Source organism: Flavobacterium johnsoniae UW101, from assembly GCF_000016645.1.
Taxonomy (GTDB): domain Bacteria; phylum Bacteroidota; class Bacteroidia; order Flavobacteriales; family Flavobacteriaceae; genus Flavobacterium; species Flavobacterium johnsoniae.
Genome location: NC_009441.1, coordinates 4,953,140 through 4,979,399, shown reverse-complemented (window position 1 = coordinate 4,979,399; position 26,260 = coordinate 4,953,140). Strand labels below are relative to the sequence as shown.

Below are 26,260 nucleotides of genomic sequence, written 5' to 3'. Positions count from 1 at the left end.
TAGCTCCTTAGAACCTCAAAAAAACTCCATTAAACTTTTATTAACAAAAAGTAAGATTCCATTAGTTTATATTTGTAAGGCACAAATTAATCCTAAAGCGTTGTACCTCATGAAAATCAAGTCTTTTTTGTATCTATTTCTGTTTGGTGTTTTTTCGATTTCAGCTTACAGTCAGAATGTGAAGCTGTTAAACATCGATCAGCTGAACGAACGAATTAAAAATGGAAAAGACAGCACGTATGTTGTGAATTTTTGGGCAACCTGGTGCGCGCCATGCATTAAAGAACTGCCGCATTTTGAAAAACTAAGCGCCGAACACAAATCAGAAAAACTGGCTGTTTTATTAGTAAGTCTGGATTTCAAATCAAAGCTGGCATCGAATGTTGTTCCGTTTGTAAAAAGAAAAAACCTGAAAAACGAAGTATTTCTTTTAAACGAAAGCAGTCCGCAGGAATTTATAGATAGAATTGACCCAAACTGGTCTGGAAGTATTCCGGCAACACTTTTTATCAAAAACGATAAACGAAAATTTGTAGAAAGCGAATTTACCTACGAACAATTATTAACTGAATATAAAAAACTGTAAACCATGAAAAAAATAATCTTATTACTAACATTGGCATTTTCTGCCTTTTTAGCTCAGGCTCAAACAGGAACAACACTTAAAGCCGGAGATACTGCACCAGATTTTAAACTGAAAAATGTTGACAACAAAGAAGTTTCTTTTGGGACTTTTAAAGATGCAAAAGGTTATATCGTAGTTTTTACCTGCAATACCTGTCCTTATGCAGTAGGTTACGAGCAAAGAATTATCGATTTAGATAAAAAAATCAAACCACAGGGATATCCTGTAATTGCAATTAATCCAAATGATCCGGAAGCTTCTACAGCAGATACTTTCAGCAAAATGCAGGATTTGGCAAAAGAAAAAAAATACCCTTTCCCATATTTATTTGATCCGGGACAAAAAATTACTGACGAATACGGAGCAAAACGCACACAGCACGTTTTCATTGTTTCTAAAACGGCAAAAGGAAACGTAGTAGAATATGTAGGCGCTATCGACAACGATCCGGAAGGAACAAAAGCCGATAAAGTAAAATATGCAGAAGATGTAATTGCATCTTTAAAAACCGGTCAAAAACCGGCTGTAACACAAACCAAAGAAATTGGCTGTACAGTAAAAAGAAAAGCGAAAGCTTAATTACCAGAATTTAATTTGTTAAAACGCCTCAGGATATGAGGCGTTTTTTTATATAATCGTTTCGTTGATTCTCTGCTCTTTAAGTTCCAGTTCGGCAATAATCTGCCTTTTCATTGTAGTGTGAATATAATCTTTTGCCTCTGCATAAGAAATATCATATTTTCGCAGAATGTCCTGCAGATGTTCTGGAAAATCAGCCAGCAGTTTGTCATAATAAACATTCAATTGGTGCTGGTCTGGCATTTCAAATTTCAGCTTAATTTGAAATCTTCGCAGTAATGCCGTATCAATACTATTGTAAAAATTCGTCGCACAAATCAATAAACTGTCTGTTGGAAAATAATCTATAAGCTGAATAATAGTATTTACCAAACGTCTCATTTCGGCAACATCTTTGTCATCGCTTTCACGGCTTTTTCCAATCTGGTCAAATTCATCCAGAAATAAAACTGCTTTTTCACGAATTGCTTTATCGAAAATCGTTTTTACGTTTTTAGAAGTTTCCCCAATTTTAGCATTAATTAAAGTGCTGAGGTTGATAATAACAATGTTTTTATTTAAAGCCGTTGCAATTGCCTTTGCCGTTGTTGTTTTACCGCAGCCCGAATGCCCGTGAAGCAGTATTTTATTATCAACTTTTAAATTGTACTTTTTTAATTCCTCAAGATATTTATGCTCCTTTATGGTTTGAAGAAGGGCTGTTTTATTTTCTTGGCTGAAAAACAGATCATCGAGTGCAACTTTTTCAGTATCGTTTACAACAAGTTCGTACAGATTCATTTGATATTTTATTTGGTGCAAAATTAGGTTTTATTCTGCAATATTTTCGTTCCAGATTTCTTTGCCTAAAAAGCGGTTTCCAAAAATAGAAGTTCCCACTCTTACCAGATTAGAACCTTCGGCAATAGCCAATTCTAAATCCTGAGACATTCCCATTGAAAGTTTTAAATTGCTTAAACCTTCAATTTCAGCCTCATAAATTTGATCTCTTATTTCTTTAAGCAGATGAAGCGACGGACGCATTTTTTCTTTCTCGACATCTAATAAACCAATTGTCATTAATCCTTTGATTTTTAGAGTATCATATTTCCTGATTTCTTTAATAAACGGAATTACTTCTGTTGGAGAAAGACCGAATTTACTTTCTTCAAAAGAGGTATTAACTTGAACAAAAACAGCAATAGCCCGGTTTTCTTTCTGGAGCTGTTTGTGTAATTCTTCTGCCAGACTTAATCGGTCAAGAGATTGAATACAGCTTACATATTTCAAAACATCTTTTACTTTATTTGTCTGCAGATGACCAATGAAATGACGTTCGATATTCAAATCTTTTAATTCTGAATCCTTATCCCGAAATTCCTGCATTTTATTTTCGCCAATTAAATTTTCTCCGGCTTCAATGGCAATTCGTATTCTTTCGGCAGGAACTGTTTTGGTTGCCAGCAATAACTGAACATCTGCTGTATCTCTTCCCGAAGCTTTACAGGCTTTTTCGATACGATCGTGAACCTGCTTTAAATTATAAATAATATTCTCTTTCATAATGAGCAAAGTTAGAGGTAAAGTGGATTATAAAAAAGATCCAGTTTTTTCTATATAAAGTAGTCCAGATAAATAAAGAACCAGACCAGAAAACGCCCGAAAATGAAAAAACTGGATTATTTAATGGTTAGGTATCCTGCCTAATTTTGTCTCGGCAATGAAGTCAAATTAAAATCAAATCAAATGAGCAAATCAATTTTTTATCACGCAGGTTGTCCAGTTTGCGTAAGCGCAGAACACGACATTTTAAATTTAGTTAAAGATGTTGAAGTAGTAAACATTGGTGAAGACAGATCCCGAATTGCTGAAGCTCAAAAAGCGGGTATAAAATCAGTTCCGGCTTTGGTAACGCCAAACGGAAATGTACTGCATATTAATTTTGGTGCTTCGATAGAAGAAGTAATTGGGTAAATATAAACGCCTCTTTGGAGTTTCTTCAAAGAGGTTTTTATAAGCATTGAATTGAAACAAAGGTTTTTTTTAAACACATAGAGACATAGTTTTTGAAAACGCAGTAAAGGCATTTCACTTGTTTAAAAAAACATAGTTGTTTCTGTTTAGTATTCAAACTTTGACAAAGTTCTCAGAAACGTCTATGTGTGAGAAACGAGTTTCTTTTTGAATCTAAAAAAGAAAAAAACTATGTCTCTATGTGTTTAAAAAAACACAACAACAAACAACAAACAACAAATAAAAATGAAAGTAGCAGTATGGGATACTTATGTAACCCGAAAAGACGGTAAAATAATGCATTTTGATATTTTGGTAGATGAAAATACAGACGATGCAAATCAGGTTTTTGAATACGGAAAAGAATACCTAAAAACAGTTTTACAGGAAGGTCAGCCTTTGACCTCAAAAGAATGCCGATTTTGTCATATCGATAAAGCTCCTGCAGATATTGAAAATCAAATTCTTAAAAACGGATTTTCGATTATTGAAATGGAAAACTGTTATTAATTTTTCGTTTAGAATTATTAATTCGATAGGCTGAAAGTGTGGGGACTTTCAGTCTATTTTATTTATTGCAATTATGAAAAACATCTTCAATTTAGAAACACAAAACAATAATCTGGACGGAAAAATTACAGCCGGATTTGAACGATTGTCACAGGTTTTTAGAGTTTTGCTTTGGGAAAAAGCCAAAAAATACGATTTAAGCCCAATACAAATTCAGCTTTTAATATTTATAAAACACCATGCTCAAAACAGAGCAACGGTAAGTTATATAGCAAAAGAATTTAATTTGACAAAAGCCACCATCAGCGATACGATTAAAATTTTGGAACAAAAAAAGTATATTACCAAAACGGTAAATACCAGCGATTCCAGAAGTTCTACAATCGAGCTTACAACAAACGGTTTAGAAATGGTGCTTTTAACCGAAGATTTTACAGATCCGTTATTTGATTTAGTTTCGGCAGGTTCTCAAAAAGAGAAACTGGTTTTATGGAAAACTATAAGTTCTTTGATTCAGCAATTGCAAGATTTACAACTTATAAATGTACAAAGCACTTGTTATAACTGCGGTTACTTTGTAGAGAAAAACGAAAATAACTATTGTAAATTATTGGATGCAAAACTAGAAACAAGCGATATAAGACTGGATTGTTTCGATCATAAACCGGTTCGGTTATAAATATTTTGAAAGTGACAAAATGCCTTCTTCCATTTGTTCTTCGGTTAATGAAGCATATCCCAGACGCAAACCGGAAGCCGGATTTCCAAAACTGAATTTTTCAGGACTCATTATTTTTATTCCTTTTTTTAATAATTCATTGCAGACTTTTTGAAGATCGATTTCTGACTTTGGAACAATCCAAAAGGCCATACCGCCTTCGGGTTTAGTAAAAGTAATTTTGTCTTTTAAATGAAGTTTACAGAGTTTTTCAAAATGATCTCTTTTGGCTTTGTAAATTAAATTCGTTTTTTTGAGATGCCTTTTAATTTTTCCTTCGTTTATAAGATTTAAAACAGCTTCTTCCATAATATTATCGCCCTGAACGTCTATTATTTTTCTATGCTGGGCAATTTTTTGTATGTTTTCAATAGAAGCGGCCAAATACCCAATACGCAGAGCAGGAGCTACAATTTTGCTTAAAGTGCCAATATAAATAAAGTTTTTAGCATTGCTGTAACTCGAAATTGGCAGAATTGGTCTCTGCCCAAAATGAAATTCATTATCATAATCATCTTCAATAATCGTAAATCCGTATTGATTAGAGAGTTCGATAAGTTTTAATCTCTTTTTGAGACTCATTGTAACGGTAGTTGGAAATTGATGATGAGGCGTAACGTAAATCGCTTTTATGGCTTTATTGTTTTTGAGATGATTTTCAACTTCTTCTAAATCTAAACCATCTTTTAAAATATTCACAGGAAGCAGAGTCGCGCCGGCATTTTCAAAAGCTTCCCACGCAGGTTTGTATCCCGGATTTTCAATAATAACAGAATCTCCTTTTGAAAGTAAACAATGCGCTGCGAGATACATCGCCATTTGACTTCCTCGAGTTATGCAGATTTCATCAAGAGAAACATTCATTCCTCTTTTAAAATTCAGCATTTGCACAATCGCTTTTCTAAATTCAACATTTCCCAATTCATTGCTGTAACCCATAATCTGCCAGCGTGATTTTCTGTTGAATATTTCGCGGTATGCACGTGCGAGATCGTTCATAGGAGCGAGACGGCTGTCCGGAAGTCCATCATCAAAAACAAGATGGGGTTTCGGGTTTTCGATTGTACTGCTGGCTTTGGTTTCTGTTTTCTTATTGAAATTGGTTTCAGGAAGAATATCAGCAATAAAAGTACCTTTTCGATCTACAGTAATCAGCCAGCCTTCGGCAATTAAAACATCTAAGGCTTCGATTACCGTGTTTCGGTTTACATTTAATAATCCTGCCAGCTGACGGCTTCCGGGTAAAGCATTTCCGCTGGTTAATTTACCGGATTTTACCGCATTGATTATAGCATCGGCAATTTGCAGATAAAGTGCTTTGTCTGATTTTTTATCTAAATGAATTTCAAATTGCCAAGGTCGTAACATCTGGTCTGTCTTTTTGTGTTGAAATTGAATTAATGAGACAGACCAAATTTACAAAAGCTTTTATAGAATTGAGGTTATTTCTTTTTTAATTTGGCTTTAAAAAAGTCAATAGTTCTGGTCCAGGATAATGTGGCGGCCGCTTCATCATATCTTGGTGTAGTATTGTTATGAAAACCATGATTTACGTTTGGATAAAAGTAAGCGGTGTTTTCTACCTTATTTTTGTTTAAAACTTCCTGATAGGCAGTCCAGCCTTCGTTTACGCGTGTATCTAAACCTGCATAATGCAAAAGAAGCGGTGTTTTAACTTTTTCAGCTTCCTCTTTAGCCGGCTGTCCGCCGTAATACGGAACTGCAGCTTTTAAATCCAGAATTTTTACAGCCATCATATTCGAAATCCATCCTCCAAAGCAAAAACCTACAACGCCCACATAGCCGTTACAATCTTTGTGTGATTTAAGATATTCGTAAGCGGCGATAAAATCTTCGAGCATTTCTTCTCTTGTTCGCTTTTTTTGCAGTTCTCGTCCTTCATCATCATTGCCTGGATAACCGCCCAGCGGAGACAAAGCATCGGGAGCGAGTGTTATAAAACCTTCGAGAGCAGCTCTTCGGCCTACATCTTCAATATACGGATTAAGTCCGCGGTTTTCATGGACTACAATTATTCCGGGAAGTTTCTTTTTGCTTTCAGCAGGCTGTGATAAAAGACCTTTTATAGATCCGCCTCCTTTTGGAGAATCATAATTAATATAACCTGTTTTAAGTCTTGGATCTGTTGACTGAACCAAAATAGTGTCGGCATAATTTGGCGTCATAAAACTTAAAAGCGAAGGGAGTGTAAGCGATCCTACGGCAAATATGGAGAGTTTTTCAACGAATTGTCTTCGGTTAATTTTATTGTGCGCATAGTCATCATACAAATCAAATACTTCCTGACTAATGTCTTCTTTGGTTATTTTGTTATCCATGAGGTTATTTTTTGGAATAACTAATTTAGGGAATAAAAGTGAATTGTGATTAGTTGTTGGTTGTTGGTTGTTAGTTGTTGGTTGTTAGTTGTTGGTTGTTAGTTGTTGGTTGTTAGTTGTTGGTTGTTAGTTGTTAGTTGTTAGTTGTTAGTTGTTAGTTGTTAGTTGTTAGTTTTTAGTGATTAGTCATTAGTTAATAGTTTCATTACAAAGACTGAAAACTGCGACTGAGACTGCGACTAAAAATTACGACTGCGGCTAAAAACTAAACTTTATTAGCTAGAAGTTCTGTCAGCAGGATATTTAGGTTAACTGATGCACAGGCAATACCTTCATCGGCGGCGCCGTAATAAATATAAAGTTCTTCATCGTCGAGAATAGTTCCTGTTGGAAAGCAGACATAATTGACATAACCTTTGAGCTCCCAAGGCTGATCTGGAACAAACAGCGGATAGGGCAGACGTGCAATTTCTTTTGTTGGGTCGTCAATATCCAAAAGTGCGGCACAGGCCACATACATATATCCGTTGATAGTATCATGAACGCCATGATAAATTAAAAGCCAGCCGTGTTCTGTTTCTATTGGCGGCGCGCCATTTCCTAAATAACTTAGTTCGTGTGTGAATTTTGGGTCAAGTACAATGTGGTTTTTAAAATCCAGCATGTAATTTTTCCAATAGTCCTGATTTAATTCGTCAAGATTGTTGACCGAAGCAATTTGAATTCCGGGACGAATTCGATGCAGAAAATGAAGTTTTCCGTTTATTTTTCTTGGAAAGAAAACTACATTTTTATCCCATACATAACTGCTTCCTGTACTTGGCTGAAAATATTTGATATTTAAATCCTGCTGGTGTTTTATAAGCGAACGCAATTCATCGCCTGATAATTGAGGAACGACAATGCCGTGTTTGGTAAAGTTTTTTAAATCTGAAGAAGTTGCTACACATCCAAATGCATTTTCGCCGTCGTAACCACAATAAGAAAGGTAATAAAGATCATCGATTTTGACAATTCGGGGATCTTCTACACCGTATTTTTCATTGGGAGTTTCGGGAACGATGACCGGATGCTGGTATCGTTCTTCGATAGTTAAAGGATCAGAAAGACGACAGTATCCAATTGTGGAATGATTTCCTAAAGCAACAGCTCTGTAAAAAATATGTATTTTTCCATCTGCAGCAATTACCGCTGGGTTTAAAACGCCTTCGATTTCAAAATCTAATTCGGTTTTAGTGATAATTAATCCATGTTTATGTATCATAAAGCTGTTTTTTTTAGATCATTCGAATAAAATTAATGAAATAGACAATAACTTGATTTACATAACATTCTGAAATTCTTTCATAATTCCGAATAAAAAAAGCCTGTAGTAAACTACAAGCTTTTTAATTTTTTCATGAATACTGGAAAAACTTCGTTTAATTCATCAAATAATGGATTGTTTCGGTGTTTCAGTTTTATTTCGCTGAACAATTTTAACCCAAGAGCAAATTGTGTTGCTTCATACGGATTTTCGAATATGTTTTTGTCTTTTATTCTTTGGATGATTCCAAAAATTTCATCGTGATTATCAAATTCAATTCCGAGTTCTTTTGCGGGCTCGGTATCACCATTTGCATATTCCTTTAGGCTTAATGTCAAATAATATTTGTTTGATCTTTTTTGCATGATACTAAAATTTTCAATTTTACTTTAACCATTTATCTACAATGGTTTTAAACGTTTCTTTGTATTGTTCTCCTACTGTAATTTCTGTTTTATCTATAAAAATAGAATTCTTGCTGATGGCGTTTATTTTATCAAGTGAAACAATGAATGATCGATGAACACGCATAAATTTCGCTGACGGTAATTTTTCTTCTAAAGCTTTTAAGGAAATCAAAGAAAGTATTGCTTTTTGATTGTCATCCAGATGAACTTTTACATAATCTTTTAAACTTTCGATATATAAAATTTCTTTTAGAGAGATTCTAACCCATTGATATTCTACTTTTAAGAAAATAAATTCATCATCGGCTGTAATGGGCTGGAAGTTGTTTGATGCTTCTTCGGTTATTTGAAGCACTTTATTTGCAGCACGTAAAAACTCTTCGTAACTGAAGGGTTTTAAAAGATAATCGACTGCATTTACCTTATAACCTTCAATTGCATAATGATTGTAAGCGGTAGTAAAAACGATTTTTGGCACTTGTCCCGGCTGTTCCTGCAAAAGTCTTGCGAGTTCCATTCCCGTTAAATTGGGCATATTGATGTCCAGAAAAACCAAATCCGGCTGTTTTTCTCTGATTAAACTCATGGCTTCAACCGCATTATCGCAGCTGGCGCTCAATTGCAAAAAAGGAGTCTGGTCAATAAAAGTTTCGACCAGTTTTAATGCCAGAGGTTCATCATCTACTGCTATACATTTTAATGTTGTCATTATTCTAAATTTATTTGCAGCTGTACATTATACATACCGTTTTTAGCGATACCTGCTATCAGAGTATGTTTATGCGGATAAATTAAATGCAGTCTGCGTTTTGTATTTGTTAACCCAATGCCGCCTTCATCTGTAGTAGACGTTTTTTCGAAATAGGTATTTTCTACTTCAAATTCCAGATTGCTTCCGTTTTGTCTCAGTTTAATATGAATTTCACTTTTATCGGTAGCATGAATGCCGTGTTTAAAAGCATTTTCTACTAAAGGTAATAATAACATTGGAACAATTGGGTAATCGTGTATTTTTTCTGGAATGTCGGTTGTAATCGTCAGCTTTTTATTGGCACGAAGTTTCATAAGGGCGATAAAATCTCTCATAAACTCGGCTTCTTTTAATAATGTTGTTCTTTCTTCGGTACTGTACAATAAATAACGCATCATTCGGCTTAAAGTATGAAGCGCATTTCTGGAATCTTCAATATCTGTATAAGTAAGGGAATAAATACTATTTAAGGAATTAAAGAAAAAGTGCGGATTAATTTGTGCTTTCAGCATAGCCAGTTCGGCAACTGTTTTGTCCTGCTCCAGTTTTTGTTTGTGCTGTGCGGCTTTCTGCCAGTATTGTAACATTGCCCAGCTCGTGCTGATTCCTAAAACCAATAAAGTGAGCATTAAAACATAATTGTCGAAATAGGGATTTCTATATTTTTTGAATCCTAAAACCAAGCTTATTTTATTATGAAGATCAGTCTGCGAGGTATAAAAATAAGCGATAAGCTGCATTACAAAAACAATGATAAATGCCCAGATTAAAAACGGAGAAGTATTGTCTTTTATAATGGTTTTGGGAACTATGATTTTAGCATTAGTGTAAAAAATAATGATTAACAAAATCAATATAATAATCTGCCAAAGCCAGAAAATACCAGGAAGAATTACATTCCAGGTTAAAGGCATGTAAAACAACATGATAAATCCCAGTAATAACCAGCTTAGAATATGCAGTCCGGTAAAAAAATAAGGTCTGTAAACGTTTGATGCCATTACAAGTTTAGTGTTTTATTGACAATATTACATTTTATTTAAATGCAATTTTGAAGCAATCGGCAAATAGAGAATTACAGTCTGTAAAAACCATTTTAGAGCCGACGAGTTCAAAATTAAACGCTTGTTTAATTTTTAAATAGAAACCATCGTGTGTAAAATCATCTTTATCGATTGTCTTTTGCTTTTCGTCTATTTGAAATTTTTTGTATGTTATATTTTATTTCTTTTGTTGTCATATAATCGATAATTACATATTATTTCTAATGAATAAGCAATCATTTTTAAGCATTCTCGCAGCATCAGTTATTATCGCATCATGCGGTAAAAATGATAAATCGGCTCAGGCCGGAGGAGCACCGCAGGTTAAAGAGTATAAAACGCTGACTTTACAGCCGGAATCTGCTACATTAAACAGCGATTATCCAGCCAGTATTCAAGGACAGCAGAATATAGAAATCCGACCAAGAGTGGAAGGTTACATCGATAAAATTTTTGTAGATGAAGGTGCTGTTGTAAAAGCAGGACAGCCGTTATTCAAAATCAGCGCGCCAGAATATGAGCAGCAAGTTCGTACAGCAACAGCAAGTATTAAAAGTGCTCAGGCTGACTTGAGTTCTGCAAAACTGGCTGTAAACAAAGTAAAACCTTTGGTTGAAAAAGGAATTATAAGTAAATACGATTTAGAATCGGCACAATATACTTATGAGTCTGCTTTAGCCTCTTTAGCTCAGGCAAACGCAGCTTTGGTAAATGCTAAAACTAATTTAGGATATACTACGGTTACAAGTCCGGTTAATGGAGTTGTAGGTTCAATTCCGTTTCGTTTAGGAAGTTTAGTAAGCTCAAATACAGCAGAACCTTTAACAACGGTTTCAAGTATTGGAAACGTATATGCTTATTTTGCTTTAAATGAAAAAGCGCTTTTAAATTTTACTAAAGATTCTGGAGCTTCATTAAACCAAAAATTAAAAAGCATGCCGGCAGTTTCTTTATTGCTTTCAGATGGTTCTGCTTATGATCAAAAAGGAAACATAGAAACCGTAAACGGATTAATCAATACTGAAACAGGTACTGTAAACGTAAGAGCTCGTTTCCCAAATCCAAAAGGAATTATCAGAAGCGGAAGCAGTACTACAGTAAGAATTCCAAAAGAAGTAAAAGACGGAATCATTGTTCCTCAAAGTGCAACATTTGAACTTCAGGATAAAATGTTTGCAGTAGTTTTAGGAAAAGACGGAAAAACAAGAAATGCTAATATCACAGTACTTGAAAATACAGCAGGAAACTATTACGTAGTAACAAGCGGTTTAAAACCTGGAGACGAAATAGTTTTAGAAGGAGTAGCTTCTCTAAAAGAGGGATCTGAAATTAAAGCTAAAAAACAAAGCCCGGAAACAGTTTACGCCGATTTAAAATAAAAGAAATGTTTAAAAGATTTATACAAAGACCCGTACTCTCGACGGTAATATCTGTTATTATCGTTATTTTAGGTGTTTTAGGCCTAATAGAGTTACCGATTTCACAATATCCGGATATTGCACCGCCAACGGTAAACGTGGCAGCAAGTTATACAGGAGCCAATGCTGATGTGGTACTGAAAAGTATTGTAATTCCGCTTGAAGAGCAGATTAATGGTGTAGAAAACATGACTTACATGACTTCTACAGCAACAAATGATGGAAATGCTTCGATCAAAGTTTTCTTTAAAGTAGGAACCAATCCTGATTTAGCAGCGGTAAACGTTCAGAACAGGGTTTCAAGAGCAACAAGTTTACTGCCTGTAGAGGTAACTCAGGCCGGGGTTACAGTAACCAAAAGCCAGAGTAGTAACTTATTGATTTTCTCTTTATACAGTGATGATAAAGCATACGATCAGACGTTTCTTCAAAATTATGCCAAAATCAATCTTGTGCCGCAAATCCAGCGTGTAGTTGGGGTAGGAGATGTAACGGTTTTTGGTGCAAAAGATTACTCTATGAGAATCTGGCTGAAACCAGATGTAATGCAGCAATATAAGCTGATTCCAAGTGATATTTCGGCTGCTTTGGCAGAACAGAATATTGAAGCAGCACCAGGTAAATTTGGTGAAAACGGAAATCAGGCGTTTCAATATGTAATTAAATACAAAGGACGTTTAACATCGGCTAAGGAATTTGAGGAAATTGTAATCAAATCAGTTGGAAACGGGCAGATGCTTCGACTTAAAGATGTTGCTAAGGTAGAATTAGGATCCTTAAGTTATGCTTCAACGATTAAAACAAACGGTGTAGAATCGGCAGCGATGGCTATCAGTCAGACTCCGGGATCGAATGCACGTGATGTAATTATCAATTCTAAAAAACTGATTGAAGAAGCGGCAAAGAGTTTTCCAAAAGGGATGAAATACACCATTATGGTTGACGTTAACGAAAACCTTGATGCATCTATTGAAAAAGTAATTCATACTTTGATTGAAGCCTTTATACTGGTTTTTATTGTAGTATTTATTTTCCTTCAGGATTTTAGATCAACCTTAATTCCGGCAATTGCGGTTCCGGTTGCGATTGTAGGAACGTTCTTCTTCCTTAATTTATTTGGATTTACGATTAACTTATTGACCCTTTTTGCGATGGTACTCGCAATTGGTATTGTGGTCGATGATGCGATTGTGGTCGTCGAGGCGGTGCACGCCAAACTGGATCACGGTTATAAATCGGCCAAAAAAGCTACAATACATGCGATGAACGAAATATCGGGGGCGATTATATCAATCACGCTTGTAATGGCTGCGGTTTTTATTCCGGTAACTTTCATTACCGGATCAACCGGAGTTTTCTATAAACAGTTTGGTATTACACTGGCTGTTGCGATTATTCTTTCGGCAGTAAACGCCTTGACTTTAAGTCCGGCTTTATGTGCCTTGCTTTTAAAACCGCACGGCGACGATCACGAACATAAGACTACTTATTTACAAAGATTTTATACGGCTTTTAACGTTGCGTTTGATAATGTAACAGGAAAGTACAAAAGATCGGTTCAGTTTCTTTCGGTTAAAAAATGGATTGCTTTAGCATCTATTGTAATTGCAGGTGTTGCATTGGTTTATATGATGAAAACGACACCGTCTGCATTCGTTCCTTCAGAAGATCAGGGAACTGTTTTTGCCAATATCAGCTTACCGCCGTCTGCTTCTATGGAACGTTCAGATATCATGGCAAAAAAGGTAGACAGTATTGCGAAAACTATTCCGGGAGTTAAAAATACACTTCGTATCGTAGGGCAGAACTTTACCGCCGGAGCGGGTAGTGCTTACAGTATGGTAATTGTAAAATTATATCCGTGGGACAAACGTGATTTAAGTGTTGATGATGTAATCGGACAGCTTTTTGCAAAAACAAGCGGTATTCGTGAGGCTAATATATTCTTTATTTCGCCGCCAACTATTCAAGGTTTTGGACAAAGCGGCGGGTTTGAATTCCAGCTGCAGGATAAAGGAGGACATACAACTGCTGAATTCTATAAAGTAAACAATGAATTCCTTGCTAAATTAGCAGAACGTCCGGAAATACAATATGCAACAACACCATTTAACCCTGGTTTCCCGCAATATATGATGGATGTTAATTTGGCGAAAGCTAAAGATGCAGGAGTTTCGGTAAATACTATTTTATCGACTATGCAGGGGTATTATGGTGGATTGTATGCTTCGAATTTCAATAAATTCGGTAAACAATACCGTGTAATGGTTCAGGCAGCTCCAGAATTTAGAGCTAATACAGAAGGATTAAATAAGATTTTCGTTCGTAACAGTGCCGGAAACATGGCTCCAATTACTGAGTTTGTAAAAATGACAAGGGTTTTTGGTCCTGAATCGATTTCAAGATTTAACTTGTTTACGTCTATTTCGATTACCGGAGCGCCAAAACCTGGTTACAGTTCTGGAGATGCAATTAAAGCAATTCAGGAAGTAGCTGCAGAAAACCTTCCTGCAGGTTATGGATATGAATTTTCAGGTTTAACACGTGAGGAATTAGCTTCTGGAGGAGAAACGATTTTCATCTTTATTTTATGTTTGGTTTTCGTTTATTTCTTATTAAGTGCGCAGTACGAAAGTTATATTTTACCATTTGCGGTATTATTCTCGATTCCGTTTGGATTAGCAGGAGCATATTTATTCTCGATTATTTTCAAACTAAACAGTAATATTTACCTTCAGATTTCCTTAATCATGCTTATCGGGCTTCTTGCCAAGAACGGTATTTTGATTGTCGAATTTGCTTTAGACAGAAGGCGTAAAGGTCTGCCAATTGTACAAGCGGCAATTGAAGGAGCCGTAGCGCGTTTAAGACCAATTTTGATGACTTCGTTTGCCTTTATTCTTGGACTTGTGCCTTTAATGTTTGCTACTGGAGCAGGTGCCGTGGGTAACAAATCGATTGGTACTGGAGCAGTTGGAGGTATGTTAATTGGAACCATTTTAGGAGTATTTGTTATTCCGGTTTTATTTATCATTTTCCAGACTTTACAAGAAAAAGTAAGCGGTCCGGCAAAAGATGGTTATGATGATGACGACGATGATGAGGATGAAATTCAGTTAATAGAAGCTCACAAAGAGTAAAATTTAATTAAAAAGAGATGACGAATAGTTCAAATAAATATATTCTTATGGTAATTGCAGCCGCGCTTTTAAGTGCGTGCTCAATTACCAAAAAGTACGAACGTCCAGCTGCACTCTCGACAGACAAGCTGTATCGTGATGAGGCTTCTGCCGATACGACTACAATTGCTGATATGCCGTGGCAGAGTGTTTTTAATGACGAAAAGCTGAATGCTTTAATCCAGAAAGGATTAGATCAAAACCTGAACCTGAAAAATGCTATTGAAAATATAGTACAGGCAAGAGCTTCATTGCGCCAGAGTAAACTGGCTTATTACCCAACATTACAGCTGGATGCAAGTGCAACGCACACGAAACAGTCAGAAGCGGGGCTTAACTTTCCTGCCGGAATTAATATCAATACCCTGACTACAACTTATAAATTAGGTGTAAGTACGTCTTGGGAAGCTGATATCTGGGGAAAACTAAGCAGTTCTAAAAGAGCGGCCTTAGCTAGTTATTTAGCCACAGATGCTGCCAAACAAGCCATTCAGACACAATTAATTTCTGATATTGCCAATAATTATTTTATGCTTTTGGCTTACGATAAATCGTTAAAAATCACTCAGGAAACATTAGAAAGCCGTATTAAAAATGTTGAAACAATTAAAGCTTTAAAAGAAGGAGCAATTGTAACAGGAGCGGCAGTTGTACAGAGTGAAGCCAATCAGCATGCAGCAGAAGTTTTAATTCCGGATTTAAAACAAAGTATACGCGAAACCGAAAACGCTTTGAATATCTTATTAGGGCAAGCTCCGGGACCAATTGACAGAGGAGAATTAGAAACTCAGGTTATTCCGGAAAACATTGCAATTGGAGTTTCTTCTCAGTTATTAGAAAACCGTCCTGATGTTCGTCAGGCTGAATTTAATTTCAGAGTAGCTTTTGAATCTACAAATCTGGCTAAAACCTATTTTTATCCAAGTTTAACGCTTACGGCAAGCGGCGGTTTTTCGAATTTAGAATTAAAAGATTTCTTTACTAATTCTATTTTTTATTCTATTATTGGAGGATTAACACAGCCAATTTTTAATCAGGGTAAAAACAAGCTCAGATTAACAACAGCACAGTCACAACAATTACAGGCTTATAATAATTTCCAGCAAAGTCTTTTAACAGCGGGTCAGGAAGTTTCTAATGCTTTGTATTCATACCAAATGGCAGTCGAAAAAGAAGATTCAAGAAAAAAACAAATTGAAGCTTTAGAAAAAGCAGTCGATTTTACACAGCAGCTTCTTGAATACAGTTCAGCAACAAATTATACAGACGTATTAACTTCTGAACAAAATTTACTGGCAGCACAGTTAAGCGGTATTAATGATAATTTACAAAAATTACAAGCCGTTGTAAACTTATACAGAGCTTTAGGCGGAGGATGGAAATAAATATTTTCCTATAAATAATTAACGTTGGTCGTTAAAAATATAACCTTGGTCTAAATAATAATTTAATACTAAAAATTGTATTTAACTTTGAATTGTTAAGATTACGATTATCCGCCATTCAGTTAAGTTTAAACATGACTAAAAACGCCTCAGCAATGAGGCGTTTTTAATTTTAAATCTATATCGGTTAAAAAACACTGTTCGTCGATTGGTTTGGCGGTTCTGTATAATGCATTCTGTAAACGCGAATATTGGCACTACTTTAGATTAGTTTCTAAATGAAATTAATCCCTAAATTCTAAAAACATGAAAAAGTTAGTATTCGCCTCAGTATTATTTATGAGTGTATTTTTTGCTCATGCACAAGTATCAATTAATGTAAATATTGGAACACCTCCAAGCTGGGGACCACAAGGTTATGACGACGACAGATATTATTATTTACCAGACATCGATGTGTATTATGATGTAAACCAAAGTGTGTTTATTTACGATAACGGAGGAAAATGGATGCGTGAAAAAAGACTTCCTTCAAGATACAGACAATATGATTTGTATTCAGGTTATAAGGTGGTGTTAACAGATTATAGAGGAGATGCTCCTTATACTTATCACAGTAAACACAGAGCTAATTATCCAAAAGGTTACAAAGGACAGCCTCAGAAAAACAGAGGAGAAAAACCGGTAAAAAACAAATCTCAAGGAAAGCAAAAATCTGATAACAAAGAAAAAGGAAACAGCAGCGGAAAAAACAACAGCCACAAATCAGATAAAGACCACGATCATTCACAAGGGAATCGCCGCTAATTAATAAAAAAATAAAACGCCTCAATACGAGGCGTTTTTTATTTTTTTAAATTGTCAATTCACAATTCACAATTCAATTATTTTTTACTTTATGACCATATAAACCAAACGATAAAATAATCACAAAACACAAAAGCGGAATAATGTATCCAGCCTGAATATCGTCGTGTTTCATATCAATTAAAGTTCCCATTCCGTATGGAAGGATTGCTCCGCCCACAATTGACATTACCAGCCATGATGAACCCGTTTCAGTATTTGATTTTAAACCAACCAATCCTAAAGAGAAAATAGTTGGAAACATAATCGACATAAAAAATCCGATACCGCCTAAAGCATAAATAACTACAATTCCGGTTCCGTAAATCGCTAACAAACAAAGTATGATACTTGCAGCACAATAAATAGAAAGCAATGTGTAATCTTTTACAAACTTCAAGAAGAAAGTACCAATAAAACGTCCTGCCATAAACAAGAAGCCATAAATACCAAGATAATATCCAGCTGTTTTTTCGTCTAAATGAGCACCCTGCTGTGCAATTCTAATAAAAAAACTCGTAATGCAAACCTGTGCACCTACATAAAAGAACTGTGCTACAACTGCCCAGCTTAAATGGCGAAACTTTAAAACAGAGAAAAATCCCGGTTTTACTTCGGCTTCAGTATGTTGTGGTTTCATCGAAGGTAAATGCATAAAGTAGAATATAATCGCCACTATAACCAATACACTTCCTAAAATGATATAAGGCATTTTTACAGCAGCAGCTTCGCCTAATAAATACGATGCTTTTTCAGCTTCCGGCATTGCTGCCATTTGCTCCGGAGTATGATTTTTTCCGGAAAGTATAAATAGAGAACCCACAATTGGAGCTACCATAGCTGCTAATCCGTTGAAAGAAGCCGCTAAATTCAGTCTTTTAGAAGAAGATTCAGCAGGGCCTAAAATTGCTGCATACGGATTGGCACTTGTTTCTAAAATTGTTAAGCCGCATCCAATTACAAATAAAGCGAATAAAAACAATTCATAGGTTCTGGTATTGGCTGCTGGAACGAATAAAAATGCTCCCGCTGCAAAAACTAATAATCCGGTAATAATACTGTTTTTATAACCAAATCGTTTAATGAGCATTCCCGCAGGAATCGCCATTATAAAATAAGCAAAAAACACCGAAGTATCAATCAATGTCGACTGACGGTTGTTTAATTCACACGCCTTTTTTAAATGCGGAATTAAAATAGAATCCAGATTATGCGCCATTCCCCAAAGGAAAAATAAACTGGTAATTAAAATAAATGGCAGAAGATAGTTGGTTTTTCCGCCTTCGTTTGGCACTTCGTGAAGATCGCCTGTTTGGTTTGTTACTTGCATTTGTTAGATAGTTTTTTTTAAAGGTTCTAAGGTTCTGAGGTACAAAGGTTCAAAGGTTTTTTCTGTAGAGACGTACTGTAGTGCGTCTTTTCTAAAGGTATTGAGAGGAAAACCTCTGTCCCTTTGCAACTTTGAACCTTTGTACCTCAAAAAGAATTATTTCTTTTTGACCAAAAGAAGATGATCACATACCAAAACCACTTCACCTCTTTGGTTAATGATTTCGACATGTTCTGTTACGGTTCCCATTTCTGGATTTTTGGCTTCGCCTTTTTCAGAAATTGTAATTTCAGAATGGATTGTATCGCCAATATGAACCGGTTTTACAAAACGCATTTTGTCGTATCCTCTTGAAAAAGCTTCAGGATTTATTTCTGATGCTGTCAAGCCGATACCAATGGCAAAAACCATAGTTCCGTGCGCAATACGCTGTCCGAATGGCTGTGTTTTACACCATTCTTCATCCATGTGATGCGGGAAAAAATCTCCCGTATGTCCGGCATGAACCACAAAATCTGTTTCTGTAATGGTTCTGCCTAATGTAACTCTTTTATCTTCAAGTTGATAATCTTCAAAAAATGTTGATTTGAAATACATATATTTTTTAGTTTGAAAGTTGTAAAGTCGAAAGTCGAAAGTCGAAAGTCCAAAGTCGAAAGTCGAAAGTTGTAAAGTTTAATAAACGAAACTTTAAGACTTTCGACTTTTGACTTTAAGACTTAAATTAAAATTCCTCCGTTTGTGTTACTGATATAGCAGGCTTCAACGACCTTCATGGTATCTAAAACGTCCTGAACGCTTGCCAATAATTTAGAATCCGAGCCTTCTTTAAAGCGCATTAAATTAGACATCGTTCCTATAAAGGCTTCTGGAAACCATGAACCCTCAAGGTTTACTTTTTTCCATTCGTACTGGCCTTTTTCATCCTCAATCGCATATTCAAAAATGTCAGGAAGTCCGTCAGGATAATTCATTAATAGTCCCATTTTGGCTTTAATAGCGCCTTTTGTGCCTTCCCATTTTATATAGCTTTCTTCATGATTTGGTCCAAAATGATGATCGTGATTTGTATTGATCACCACATGTTTGTCTTCGCCATAATCTAAAATAATCGTAGAACGGCTCGATGACAATTTTTTAAGCGGATGTTTGGCTGTTTTTGCCATCACACTTTTAGGATTTCCCATAAACGAACGTATGCAATCGATATAGTGAACACTATGAAAAAGAATTTCCAATCTAGGATGTTCCTTAATCAGCGGAAACAATTCCCACGGCGTATTTACCGTTACTTTAAATTCAAAATCGTATAAATCGCCAATCAATCCTTCGTTAATTAAATATCTCGCAGCGCTGACAAAAGGCGAAAAACGAAGCTGAAAATTGATCGCTGCAACAAGGTTTTTTCTTTCGCATACTTCTACAATTTCTCTGGCCTGAGCCAAATCATTTCCCATTGGTTTCTGGATCAAAACCGCAGCACCATCTGGCAATTGCTCCAATATTTCGATATATTGATCCGGTAAAACAGTAATGTCGTAAACCGCATTTGAAGGCGCATTTTTTACGGCTTCTGCTACATTTTCAAAAACATATTCAATTTCAAAATCTTTGGCTAAATCATGTGCTTTTGCAATCGTTCTGTTTGTAATGCCAAAAACTGTAAAACCAGCCATTTTGTAAGCAGGCAGGTGCGCATCTTTTACAATACCGCTTGCGCCGATAATGATAATGGGCTGTTTGGTTTCGGGCAGTAAAGGTTTATATGGAATATTCATTTTTGTGCTATTTTAAGTTTATTGATCAGTTCTAATCAATTCGTTAGTTTTTCAATATTTTCCTGTGTTTGTTCTAAAAGTTTTTCCGACGGAATATCTGTTTCAATCGCTTTTAAAACCATTTGATCTATCAATTCTGCCACTTTTGGCCAAATTGGCGTTTGCGGCAAAGTCAAAGCGTTTTCATGCAGCATTTCCAGTTTATGATAATAGGGAATCGTTTTATTGATTTCGGCATCATTCCAGGTTGATTTTCTGCATCCAATCCCGCCTTCGGTTGTCAATAATTTATCGCTTTCGGCAGTTGTAGCAAATCGCAAAAAGTCAAACGCGAGTGCTTTATTTTTACTTCCAATGCCAATAGTATAAAGCCAATACACATTTAATGAAGCCGTTTTGTGGTTTTCATCGTGCGGTAATTCAGTAATGTCAACTTTGCCTTTTACTTTCGATTCCTCAATTACTTCACACATAGAAGCAAATCCAAACCAGTTAATTGCCATTGCAGCCTGTCCTTCGGCGAAAGCCATTCCAGCTTCAACAGAACCAAAATTCTTTGAACCCGGATGAACTGCATTTGTATTGTTAACGATTTTTCTATAATAATCTAAAGCTTTAACTGCTTGATTATGATTGATGTTTATTTTGTTTTGATGATCTAAAAGAGAACCGCCGCGAGTCCATAACTGCAGGCAGAAATCAAAAACCATATTATGACCGTCAGGATAATTGGCGAAAACACAGCCGGATAAATTACTTTCGGGCCTATTAAAAAACGAAGCAATTTGGGTGAATTGCTCCCAGTTTTTTGGAGGGAACAATTCGTAACCAAATTGTTTCTTGAAGTTTTCTTTTTCAGTTACATCTTCAAATAAATCTTTTCTGTAAATAAGGCATTCCGGGCCGTCGTGAAACGGAAGTCCGTAAATACTGCCATTAATATGCTGCAGGTTTAACAGCGATTGATGCCAGCCTTCGGGATAATCCTGAGGCGGGTTTTGGTTAATAAAAGAAGTTAAATCCAGAACCGCTTTTTCATTTGCAGCATCAAAAATCCAATCGGTATTTAGGTGTGCGATATCCCATTTTCCGGTTTTTAAACCTTTATTGGTAATGGTTTCTTCATAAAGATCGTGCAATTCAAGCGGAATCATTTCAACCTCAATCTGAATATTATTTTTCAGACAGAAGTTATCCCACAGCTTTTGCAGCGTACTTTCAAAAGGAGAAAATTTTCTAACAGCGATTCTAAATTTTTCCATATCTATGCTATAAATTCTTTTATAATTCGCTCGTTATCCTGTCCTAATTTTGGAGAACCTTTAGTCGATGTAAAGTATTCGCCGTCGATTTTTATAGGACATCTTGTTGTTTTATACGAATAGCCGTCGAGCATTTCGACTTGCTGCGTAAATTCTAAAACTTTAAAACCGTCTTCTTTGAAAAGCTGTTCATAGTTTAAAACTCCCGCACACCAAATGTCAGCAGGTTCTAAAATATCCAGCCAAAACTGGGTTTCCTGTGTCAATAGGTGAGAAGCCAGAATATTTTTAATTTCGTCTCTAAGCGTAAATTTATTTTCCGGGAATTGTAACAATTCATCACATTTAAGCAATGAAGCCAAAACGGGAATTGATCCCATTGCCAGAGCCAGATAACCGTTTTTAGTTTCGTAAATTCCGTAAGGAGCGCCCAAATAAGCATGTGCATTATTGGTTTTGGTACGAACAGGAAGTTCACCGCCGTCATTAAAGAAAGTGGTAATCGTTTCAAACTGAAAATCAAAAGCAGATTCGAGCATACTTACCTGAACCGTTCCGCCAATATTTTGTGATGCTTTTCGATATAAAGCGGCTAAAATTCCTTGTGCTAAATGCGCGCCCGCAAGCATATCAACAATTGACAATCCCATTGGCACAGGACCGTCTTCCTGATTGCCGCTCAGCCAGGTTAAAGCCGTTAAAGATTGTAATAACAAATCTTGTCCCGGTAAATCTTTAAGTTCAGGATGATTCCCGAAACCAGAAATCGAAGCGTAAACCACCGTAGGATTTATCGCTTTTACATCATCATAACTTAAACCAATGCGTTCCATAACGCCTGGTCTGAAATTGTGCATGACAACATCGGCTTTTGCCAATAATTTTTTTAATTTTTGAAGTTCTTCCGGCTGTTTAAAATCTATGGCAAACGATTCTTTATTTCTGTTTATGGTATGAAAAACAGACGATTCGCCGTTCATGATTAAGTCAGAAGTATATAAGGTTCTGCAGATATCGCCAGTTCCCGGTTTTTCAATTTTTATAACGCGTGCGCCTAAATCGGCCAAGCGGAGACTCGCCGAAGGACCCGAAAGAAACTGACTAAAATCTACTATTAAATAATCTTCTAAGGGTTTCATTTTTTTGTTTAACCGTTTTTGTTGTTTATTCGTTTAATCGTTGTATTTGTTTAATCGTTGTATTTGTTTAATCGTTAATTCGTTAATTCGTCGTTTTGTTCAACACGATTAAACGAATCAACTATTCAAAGATTCAACAGTTTACTGAATAAACTCTTTGTGTATTACTGCATTATCTTCGCCCACTTTTGGAGCTGCTTTTGTGCTGCTTAAAATTTTACCGTCAAGCTGAATTGGACTTCGGGTTGTAATCAAAGTTTCGCCGTCAGAATTTTTTACGGTTTGTTTTAAGTGTAATTCATTAACAAATTGCTGTTGGTCTAAAGTTTCATAATTGAGAACTTTTCCTGCCCAAATACCTTGTTTTTGAAGCAATTCTAACCAATAATCTGCTTTTTGTTCTGCTAATTTATCGGCTAAAAGAATTCTGATTTCATCTCTTTTTTCAAACCAGAGATGTTTAGCTGCATATTGATTTAAATCGACTCCAAGTGTATTTCCTATAAAAAGTAAATCGCCCATTGCCAGCGAAATATAATCGTCTTGTGTTTTATAAACTCCGTAAGGCGCGCTTAAAAAAGCGTGTGCGCTTCCTTTAATATCGCCTCGTTCCGGTTGTTGCCCGCCATCATTTAAGAAAGAAGTAATTGCTTCAAACTGAACATCCAAAATAGATTCCAGTAAACTCACTTCAACCAAAACGCCTTTTCCGGTTTTGGCTCTTTTTAATAATGCGGCTAAAATTCCCTGTACGAAATGATTCCCGCACATTAAATCGGCGACAGCCAAACCAAATGGAACTGGGCCCTGACTTTTTCGTCCGCTCAGCCAGCTTAAGCCAGAGAGTGACTGTAAAAGCAAATCTTGTCCCGGTTTTTTTGCCCAAGGACCTTTATCGCCGTAACCTGTTATGGTTCCGTATATTATTTTTGGATTAATCGCAAGTGATGCAGTAAAATCTAAACCGATTTTTTCCATTACACCTGGCCTGAAATTATGCGTCATAATATCAGCTTTTTCGATTAGTTTTTTAATTAAAACTAAATCATCAGGATTTTTTAAATCGGCTGCAAAAGATTCTTTGTTTCTGTTAATTGTGTGAAACAAAAGACTGCTGTCATCCACAAAAAGATCTTTGATGCTTAATTGTCGGCAGGCTTCGCCTTTTACGGGACGTTCAATTTTAATAATTCTCGCGCCTAAATCGGCTAACTTTAATCCGGCAGAAGGACCCGCCAAAAACTGGCAGAACTCTAATACAATTAATCCTTCTAATGGTTTCATGAATTTTGCAGTTTTAAAGATTTAGCATAAAGCGCATTTAATGCATCTAAAACAAGTTCTTCGTCACCGCCGTTCATTAAATAATCACGAACTACATCGCCCGCATGATCCTGAAAATACATGTGTCCGGAATATCTTGGTCTTAAAAAAGCCCTTTCTAAAGCCGGTAAAGTATTTTTAAAATAATTGTTAGTTATAGAATTGATTCGGTCGTTTTTCCAGGCTTGTAAATGTCCCGGCTGACCTCCGTTATCGGCAAAAATATTCTGCTGTACTTGTGACGATCCTGTAAATTCAGCATAACGAATCGCTTCAGGAATATGTTTACTGAAAGATGAAACAGCCAATCCTGTTCCGCCCAGAGAACTTATCATAGGTGCATTATTCAGCTTAACCAAATCATAAAAATGAAGCAGGTTTTTGCTGTATCCGGCTCTTGAATAATTAGAATATCCGTAAGCAAAAGGGCAGTAGGCAATTTCATCTGTATTAACCATTGCTTCGTAAACCTGAATTGGGTTTCGGTTAAAATTCTTCGGATCGATTAATTGAGCCAGTTCGCGAAACATCTGCAAAGCTTTTTTTCCTGTTTCTACAGAAATAACTTTTTCTTCAGACTGAAACGGAGCTTCGCTTAAACTACAGCAAAACATATAAAAACTCATCAAAACATCAACAGGAATTCCTGCAAAGGCAACCAGTCCTTTTTTGGCTAAAGCCAATAAATCATCATATGTTTGAGGAACTTCAAGCCCCTTTTTTTCTAAAATATCCAAACGTGCCGCAGCAACCGGAGTAGCAGCATCGATTGGCAGAGCCCATAATTTATTACTGAAAACATAACTTCCGTATGATTTGCCTACAGTATTTATTTCCTGATCTTTAATATAGTCAGCCGGAAGATAATCAGATAAAGGAAGAATCGCTTTTGTGTGTGCGCCAAAACCTGTCCACGGGTGATCGATTACCAATAAATCGAATCTTTTTGCTAAGTCTTCGATAGAAGCATCTGCAAATTCTTGTAAACTTCTTTTCTCCCAGGTAATTTCGATATCAGGATTTAATTCGGTAAAGCGTTGTGCCGTTGCAACCATTGGTAATAAACCTCTTGTATGATTCCACGTTATGCCTTTTAATACTGCCATTGGTATTGATTTATGTGTATGGAAAATAATAAATGTAAAAATTACAATTACAAAATTAGAAATAAGATTGAATTAGGCAAGAAAATGTAACTTTTTACATTGATTTTTTTGATAAAACTTTTAAACTAGGCTAGTTTTTTTACAAAGCGAATAAAAAATGTTATAATTTATTAAAGAATGATCATTTTATTATATTAGTATAAAAATAAAATGCAAATATTGTTTTAATCGATTACATTTGTAATTGTGCTTTTTACATTTATTATTCATGAGAAGATGTTCGAAGCCTTAATTTGAATTCTATAATACTAAATACCATTTAAAATGTTTTCATTACAAAATAAAAAAGCAGTTATAACAGGAGGCGGAAGCGGGATTGGAAGAGCAATTGCGGCCTTGTTTGCCAAACAGGGAGCAGAAGTTCATATTATTGATTTATCTATTGAAAGTGCACAGGATGCTGTTGAAGAAATTAAAAATGCAGGAGGAAACGTTTTTTCGTATGCCTGTAATGTTTCCAGCCAAGCTGATGTTAAGGCAACTTTCGAAAAGATCGGAAATATAAATATCTTAATCAATAACGCCGGAATCGCAAATGTTGGTAAAGTTGACACGACTTCTGAAGCTGATTTTGACCGTGTAATGGATGTAAATGTAAAAGGAGTTTACAACTGTTTGTTTGCAGCGATCCCACAATTCCGACTTTCAAATGGCGGTGTAATCTTAAACATGGCGTCAATTGCGGCGTGGGTTGGAATCTCAGATCGTTTTGCGTATTCAACTGCAAAAGGCGCTGTTATGGCGATGACTTTGTCAGTAGCGAGAGATTATTTAAGTGAAAATATAAGATGTAATTCTATTTCTCCGGCAAGAGTTCACACGCCTTTTGTGGACGGATTTATTTCTAAAAATTACGCTGGAAAAGAAGAAGAAATGTTCGATAAACTTTCTAAATCACAGCCAATAGGACGTATGGGAAAACCAGACGAAATTGCCGCTCTTGCTTTATACTTATGCAGTGAAGAAGCTGGATTTATCACCGGATGCGATTACCCAATCGACGGAGGATTTATTAAGTTAAATAATTAAAGGTGCTAAGGTTCTAAGATACTAAGGTGCTAAGAAAAAGCTCAGCGACTTAGAATCTTAGCCGCTTAGTACCTCTAAAAAAAAACTTAGAACCTTAGCCTCTCAGCACCTTAGAACCTAAAAAATAATAATTAA

The 26,260-nt window shown here is 35.8% G+C and carries 25 protein-coding genes; 10 read left to right on the top strand and 15 right to left on the bottom strand.

Features of this window, described 5'->3' with window-relative positions; genetic code table 11:
• Nucleotides 1–109: 109 nt before the first annotated feature.
• Both FJOH_RS21425 and FJOH_RS21420 read left to right on the top strand, forming a co-directional pair.
• Nucleotides 110–586, top strand: coding sequence for a TlpA family protein disulfide reductase (locus FJOH_RS21425; protein ID WP_012026119.1), 477 nt, complete (start codon nucleotides 110–112; stop codon nucleotides 584–586).
• A 3-nt stretch (nucleotides 587–589) separates the two neighbouring features.
• Nucleotides 590–1,204, top strand: a complete 615-nt coding sequence (locus FJOH_RS21420) for a thioredoxin family protein (protein WP_012026118.1) — start codon at nucleotides 590–592, stop codon at nucleotides 1,202–1,204.
• Between the two features lie 48 nt (nucleotides 1,205–1,252).
• Here FJOH_RS21420 and FJOH_RS21415 read toward each other — a convergent pair whose 3' ends face one another.
• Entirely contained in the window at nucleotides 1,253–1,984 is a 732-nt protein-coding gene (locus FJOH_RS21415; protein WP_012026117.1) for an AAA family ATPase, read from the bottom strand.
• Nucleotides 1,985–2,014: 30 nt separating this feature from the next.
• Nucleotides 2,015–2,746 carry a YggS family pyridoxal phosphate-dependent enzyme gene (locus FJOH_RS21410; protein WP_012026116.1) on the bottom strand — a complete coding sequence of 244 codons (732 nt, stop codon included), beginning with the start codon at nucleotides 2,744–2,746 and terminating at the stop codon, nucleotides 2,015–2,017.
• 183 nt (nucleotides 2,747–2,929) lie between these two features.
• Here FJOH_RS21410 and FJOH_RS21405 point away from each other — a divergent pair, with 183 nt between their 5' ends.
• The 3 genes from FJOH_RS21405 (at nucleotide 2,930) to FJOH_RS21395 (ending at nucleotide 4,385) form a co-directional block, all read left to right on the top strand.
• Nucleotides 2,930–3,157: a thioredoxin gene (locus tag FJOH_RS21405; protein WP_012026115.1), complete on the top strand. Its 228-nt coding sequence runs from the start codon at nucleotides 2,930–2,932 to the stop codon at nucleotides 3,155–3,157.
• A gap of 285 nt (nucleotides 3,158–3,442) precedes the next feature.
• On the top strand, nucleotides 3,443–3,706 hold the full coding sequence (locus FJOH_RS21400) for a DUF2024 family protein (protein ID WP_012026114.1): 264 nt from the start codon (nucleotides 3,443–3,445) through the stop codon (nucleotides 3,704–3,706).
• Between the two features lie 73 nt (nucleotides 3,707–3,779).
• Nucleotides 3,780–4,385 carry a MarR family winged helix-turn-helix transcriptional regulator gene (locus FJOH_RS21395; RefSeq protein WP_012026113.1) on the top strand — a complete coding sequence of 202 codons (606 nt, stop codon included), beginning with the start codon at nucleotides 3,780–3,782 and terminating at the stop codon, nucleotides 4,383–4,385.
• Here FJOH_RS21395 and pdxR read toward each other — a convergent pair.
• The 6 genes from pdxR to FJOH_RS21365 form a co-directional block, all read right to left on the bottom strand.
• Nucleotides 4,380–5,792: a MocR-like pyridoxine biosynthesis transcription factor PdxR gene (pdxR, locus tag FJOH_RS21390; protein ID WP_012026112.1), complete on the bottom strand. Its 1,413-nt coding sequence runs from the start codon at nucleotides 5,790–5,792 to the stop codon at nucleotides 4,380–4,382. The two genes, FJOH_RS21395 and pdxR, sit on opposite strands and share 6 nt — an antisense overlap.
• Nucleotides 5,793–5,866: 74 nt before the next feature.
• Complete coding sequence (locus FJOH_RS21385) at nucleotides 5,867–6,763, bottom strand: dienelactone hydrolase family protein (RefSeq protein ID WP_012026111.1); 897 nt, start codon at nucleotides 6,761–6,763, stop codon at nucleotides 5,867–5,869.
• 265 nt (nucleotides 6,764–7,028) lie between these two features.
• Entirely contained in the window at nucleotides 7,029–8,027 is a 999-nt protein-coding gene (locus FJOH_RS21380) for a glycoside hydrolase family 130 protein (RefSeq protein WP_012026110.1), read from the bottom strand.
• A gap of 113 nt (nucleotides 8,028–8,140) precedes the next feature.
• The gene (locus FJOH_RS21375) at nucleotides 8,141–8,434 is read right to left on the bottom strand and encodes a DUF3861 domain-containing protein (RefSeq protein WP_012026109.1); all 294 of its coding nucleotides are present in this window, start codon (nucleotides 8,432–8,434) and stop codon (nucleotides 8,141–8,143) included.
• Between the two features lie 19 nt (nucleotides 8,435–8,453).
• On the bottom strand, nucleotides 8,454–9,185 hold the full coding sequence (locus tag FJOH_RS21370) for a LytR/AlgR family response regulator transcription factor (protein ID WP_012026108.1): 732 nt from the start codon (nucleotides 9,183–9,185) through the stop codon (nucleotides 8,454–8,456).
• Nucleotides 9,185–10,228, bottom strand: a complete 1,044-nt coding sequence (locus tag FJOH_RS21365; RefSeq protein ID WP_012026107.1) for a sensor histidine kinase — start codon at nucleotides 10,226–10,228, stop codon at nucleotides 9,185–9,187. The genes FJOH_RS21370 and FJOH_RS21365 overlap by 1 nt, the downstream gene beginning before the upstream one ends.
• A 266-nt stretch (nucleotides 10,229–10,494) precedes the next feature.
• Here FJOH_RS21365 and FJOH_RS21360 point away from each other — a divergent pair, with 266 nt between their 5' ends.
• The 4 genes from FJOH_RS21360 to FJOH_RS21345 all read left to right on the top strand — a co-directional run bounded on the left by FJOH_RS21360 (nucleotide 10,495) and on the right by FJOH_RS21345 (nucleotide 17,059).
• A complete protein-coding gene (locus FJOH_RS21360) occupies nucleotides 10,495–11,649 on the top strand; it encodes an efflux RND transporter periplasmic adaptor subunit (RefSeq protein WP_012026106.1) in 1,155 nt (384 codons plus the stop codon).
• A gap of 5 nt (nucleotides 11,650–11,654) precedes the next feature.
• Complete coding sequence (locus tag FJOH_RS21355) at nucleotides 11,655–14,828, top strand: efflux RND transporter permease subunit (RefSeq protein ID WP_012026105.1); 3,174 nt, start codon at nucleotides 11,655–11,657, stop codon at nucleotides 14,826–14,828.
• Between the two features lie 17 nt (nucleotides 14,829–14,845).
• On the top strand, nucleotides 14,846–16,252 hold the full coding sequence (locus FJOH_RS21350; RefSeq protein WP_012026104.1) for an efflux transporter outer membrane subunit: 1,407 nt from the start codon (nucleotides 14,846–14,848) through the stop codon (nucleotides 16,250–16,252).
• 306 nt (nucleotides 16,253–16,558) lie between these two features.
• Nucleotides 16,559–17,059 carry a hypothetical protein gene (locus FJOH_RS21345; protein WP_012026103.1) on the top strand — a complete coding sequence of 167 codons (501 nt, stop codon included), beginning with the start codon at nucleotides 16,559–16,561 and terminating at the stop codon, nucleotides 17,057–17,059.
• Nucleotides 17,060–17,132: 73 nt separating this feature from the next.
• Here FJOH_RS21345 and fucP read toward each other — a convergent pair whose 3' ends face one another.
• From fucP to FJOH_RS21310, 7 genes are all read right to left on the bottom strand, one after another.
• Nucleotides 17,133–18,428, bottom strand: a complete 1,296-nt coding sequence (gene fucP / locus FJOH_RS21340; RefSeq protein ID WP_012026102.1) for an L-fucose:H+ symporter permease — start codon at nucleotides 18,426–18,428, stop codon at nucleotides 17,133–17,135.
• A 156-nt stretch (nucleotides 18,429–18,584) separates the two neighbouring features.
• A complete protein-coding gene (locus tag FJOH_RS21335) occupies nucleotides 18,585–19,025 on the bottom strand; it encodes a MaoC/PaaZ C-terminal domain-containing protein (protein ID WP_012026101.1) in 441 nt (146 codons plus the stop codon).
• Between the two features lie 122 nt (nucleotides 19,026–19,147).
• The gene (locus FJOH_RS21330) at nucleotides 19,148–20,206 is read right to left on the bottom strand and encodes a Gfo/Idh/MocA family protein (protein WP_012026100.1); all 1,059 of its coding nucleotides are present in this window, start codon (nucleotides 20,204–20,206) and stop codon (nucleotides 19,148–19,150) included.
• A 35-nt stretch (nucleotides 20,207–20,241) separates the two neighbouring features.
• Nucleotides 20,242–21,468 (bottom strand): extracellular solute-binding protein, encoded by a 1,227-nt coding sequence (locus FJOH_RS21325; RefSeq protein WP_012026099.1) that lies wholly within the window; start codon nucleotides 21,466–21,468, stop codon nucleotides 20,242–20,244.
• Between the two features lie 2 nt (nucleotides 21,469–21,470).
• The gene (locus FJOH_RS21320) at nucleotides 21,471–22,607 is read right to left on the bottom strand and encodes a CaiB/BaiF CoA transferase family protein (RefSeq protein ID WP_012026098.1); all 1,137 of its coding nucleotides are present in this window, start codon (nucleotides 22,605–22,607) and stop codon (nucleotides 21,471–21,473) included.
• Between the two features lie 141 nt (nucleotides 22,608–22,748).
• Entirely contained in the window at nucleotides 22,749–23,891 is a 1,143-nt protein-coding gene (locus tag FJOH_RS21315; protein ID WP_012026097.1) for a CaiB/BaiF CoA transferase family protein, read from the bottom strand.
• Nucleotides 23,888–25,036, bottom strand: a complete 1,149-nt coding sequence (locus FJOH_RS21310; protein WP_012026096.1) for an ABC transporter substrate-binding protein — start codon at nucleotides 25,034–25,036, stop codon at nucleotides 23,888–23,890. The genes FJOH_RS21315 and FJOH_RS21310 overlap by 4 nt, the downstream gene beginning before the upstream one ends.
• Before the next feature lie 324 nt (nucleotides 25,037–25,360).
• Here FJOH_RS21310 and FJOH_RS21305 point away from each other — a divergent pair, with 324 nt between their 5' ends.
• Nucleotides 25,361–26,125: an SDR family NAD(P)-dependent oxidoreductase gene (locus tag FJOH_RS21305; protein ID WP_012026095.1), complete on the top strand. Its 765-nt coding sequence runs from the start codon at nucleotides 25,361–25,363 to the stop codon at nucleotides 26,123–26,125.
• The last annotated feature ends 135 nt before the right edge of the window (nucleotides 26,126–26,260 follow it).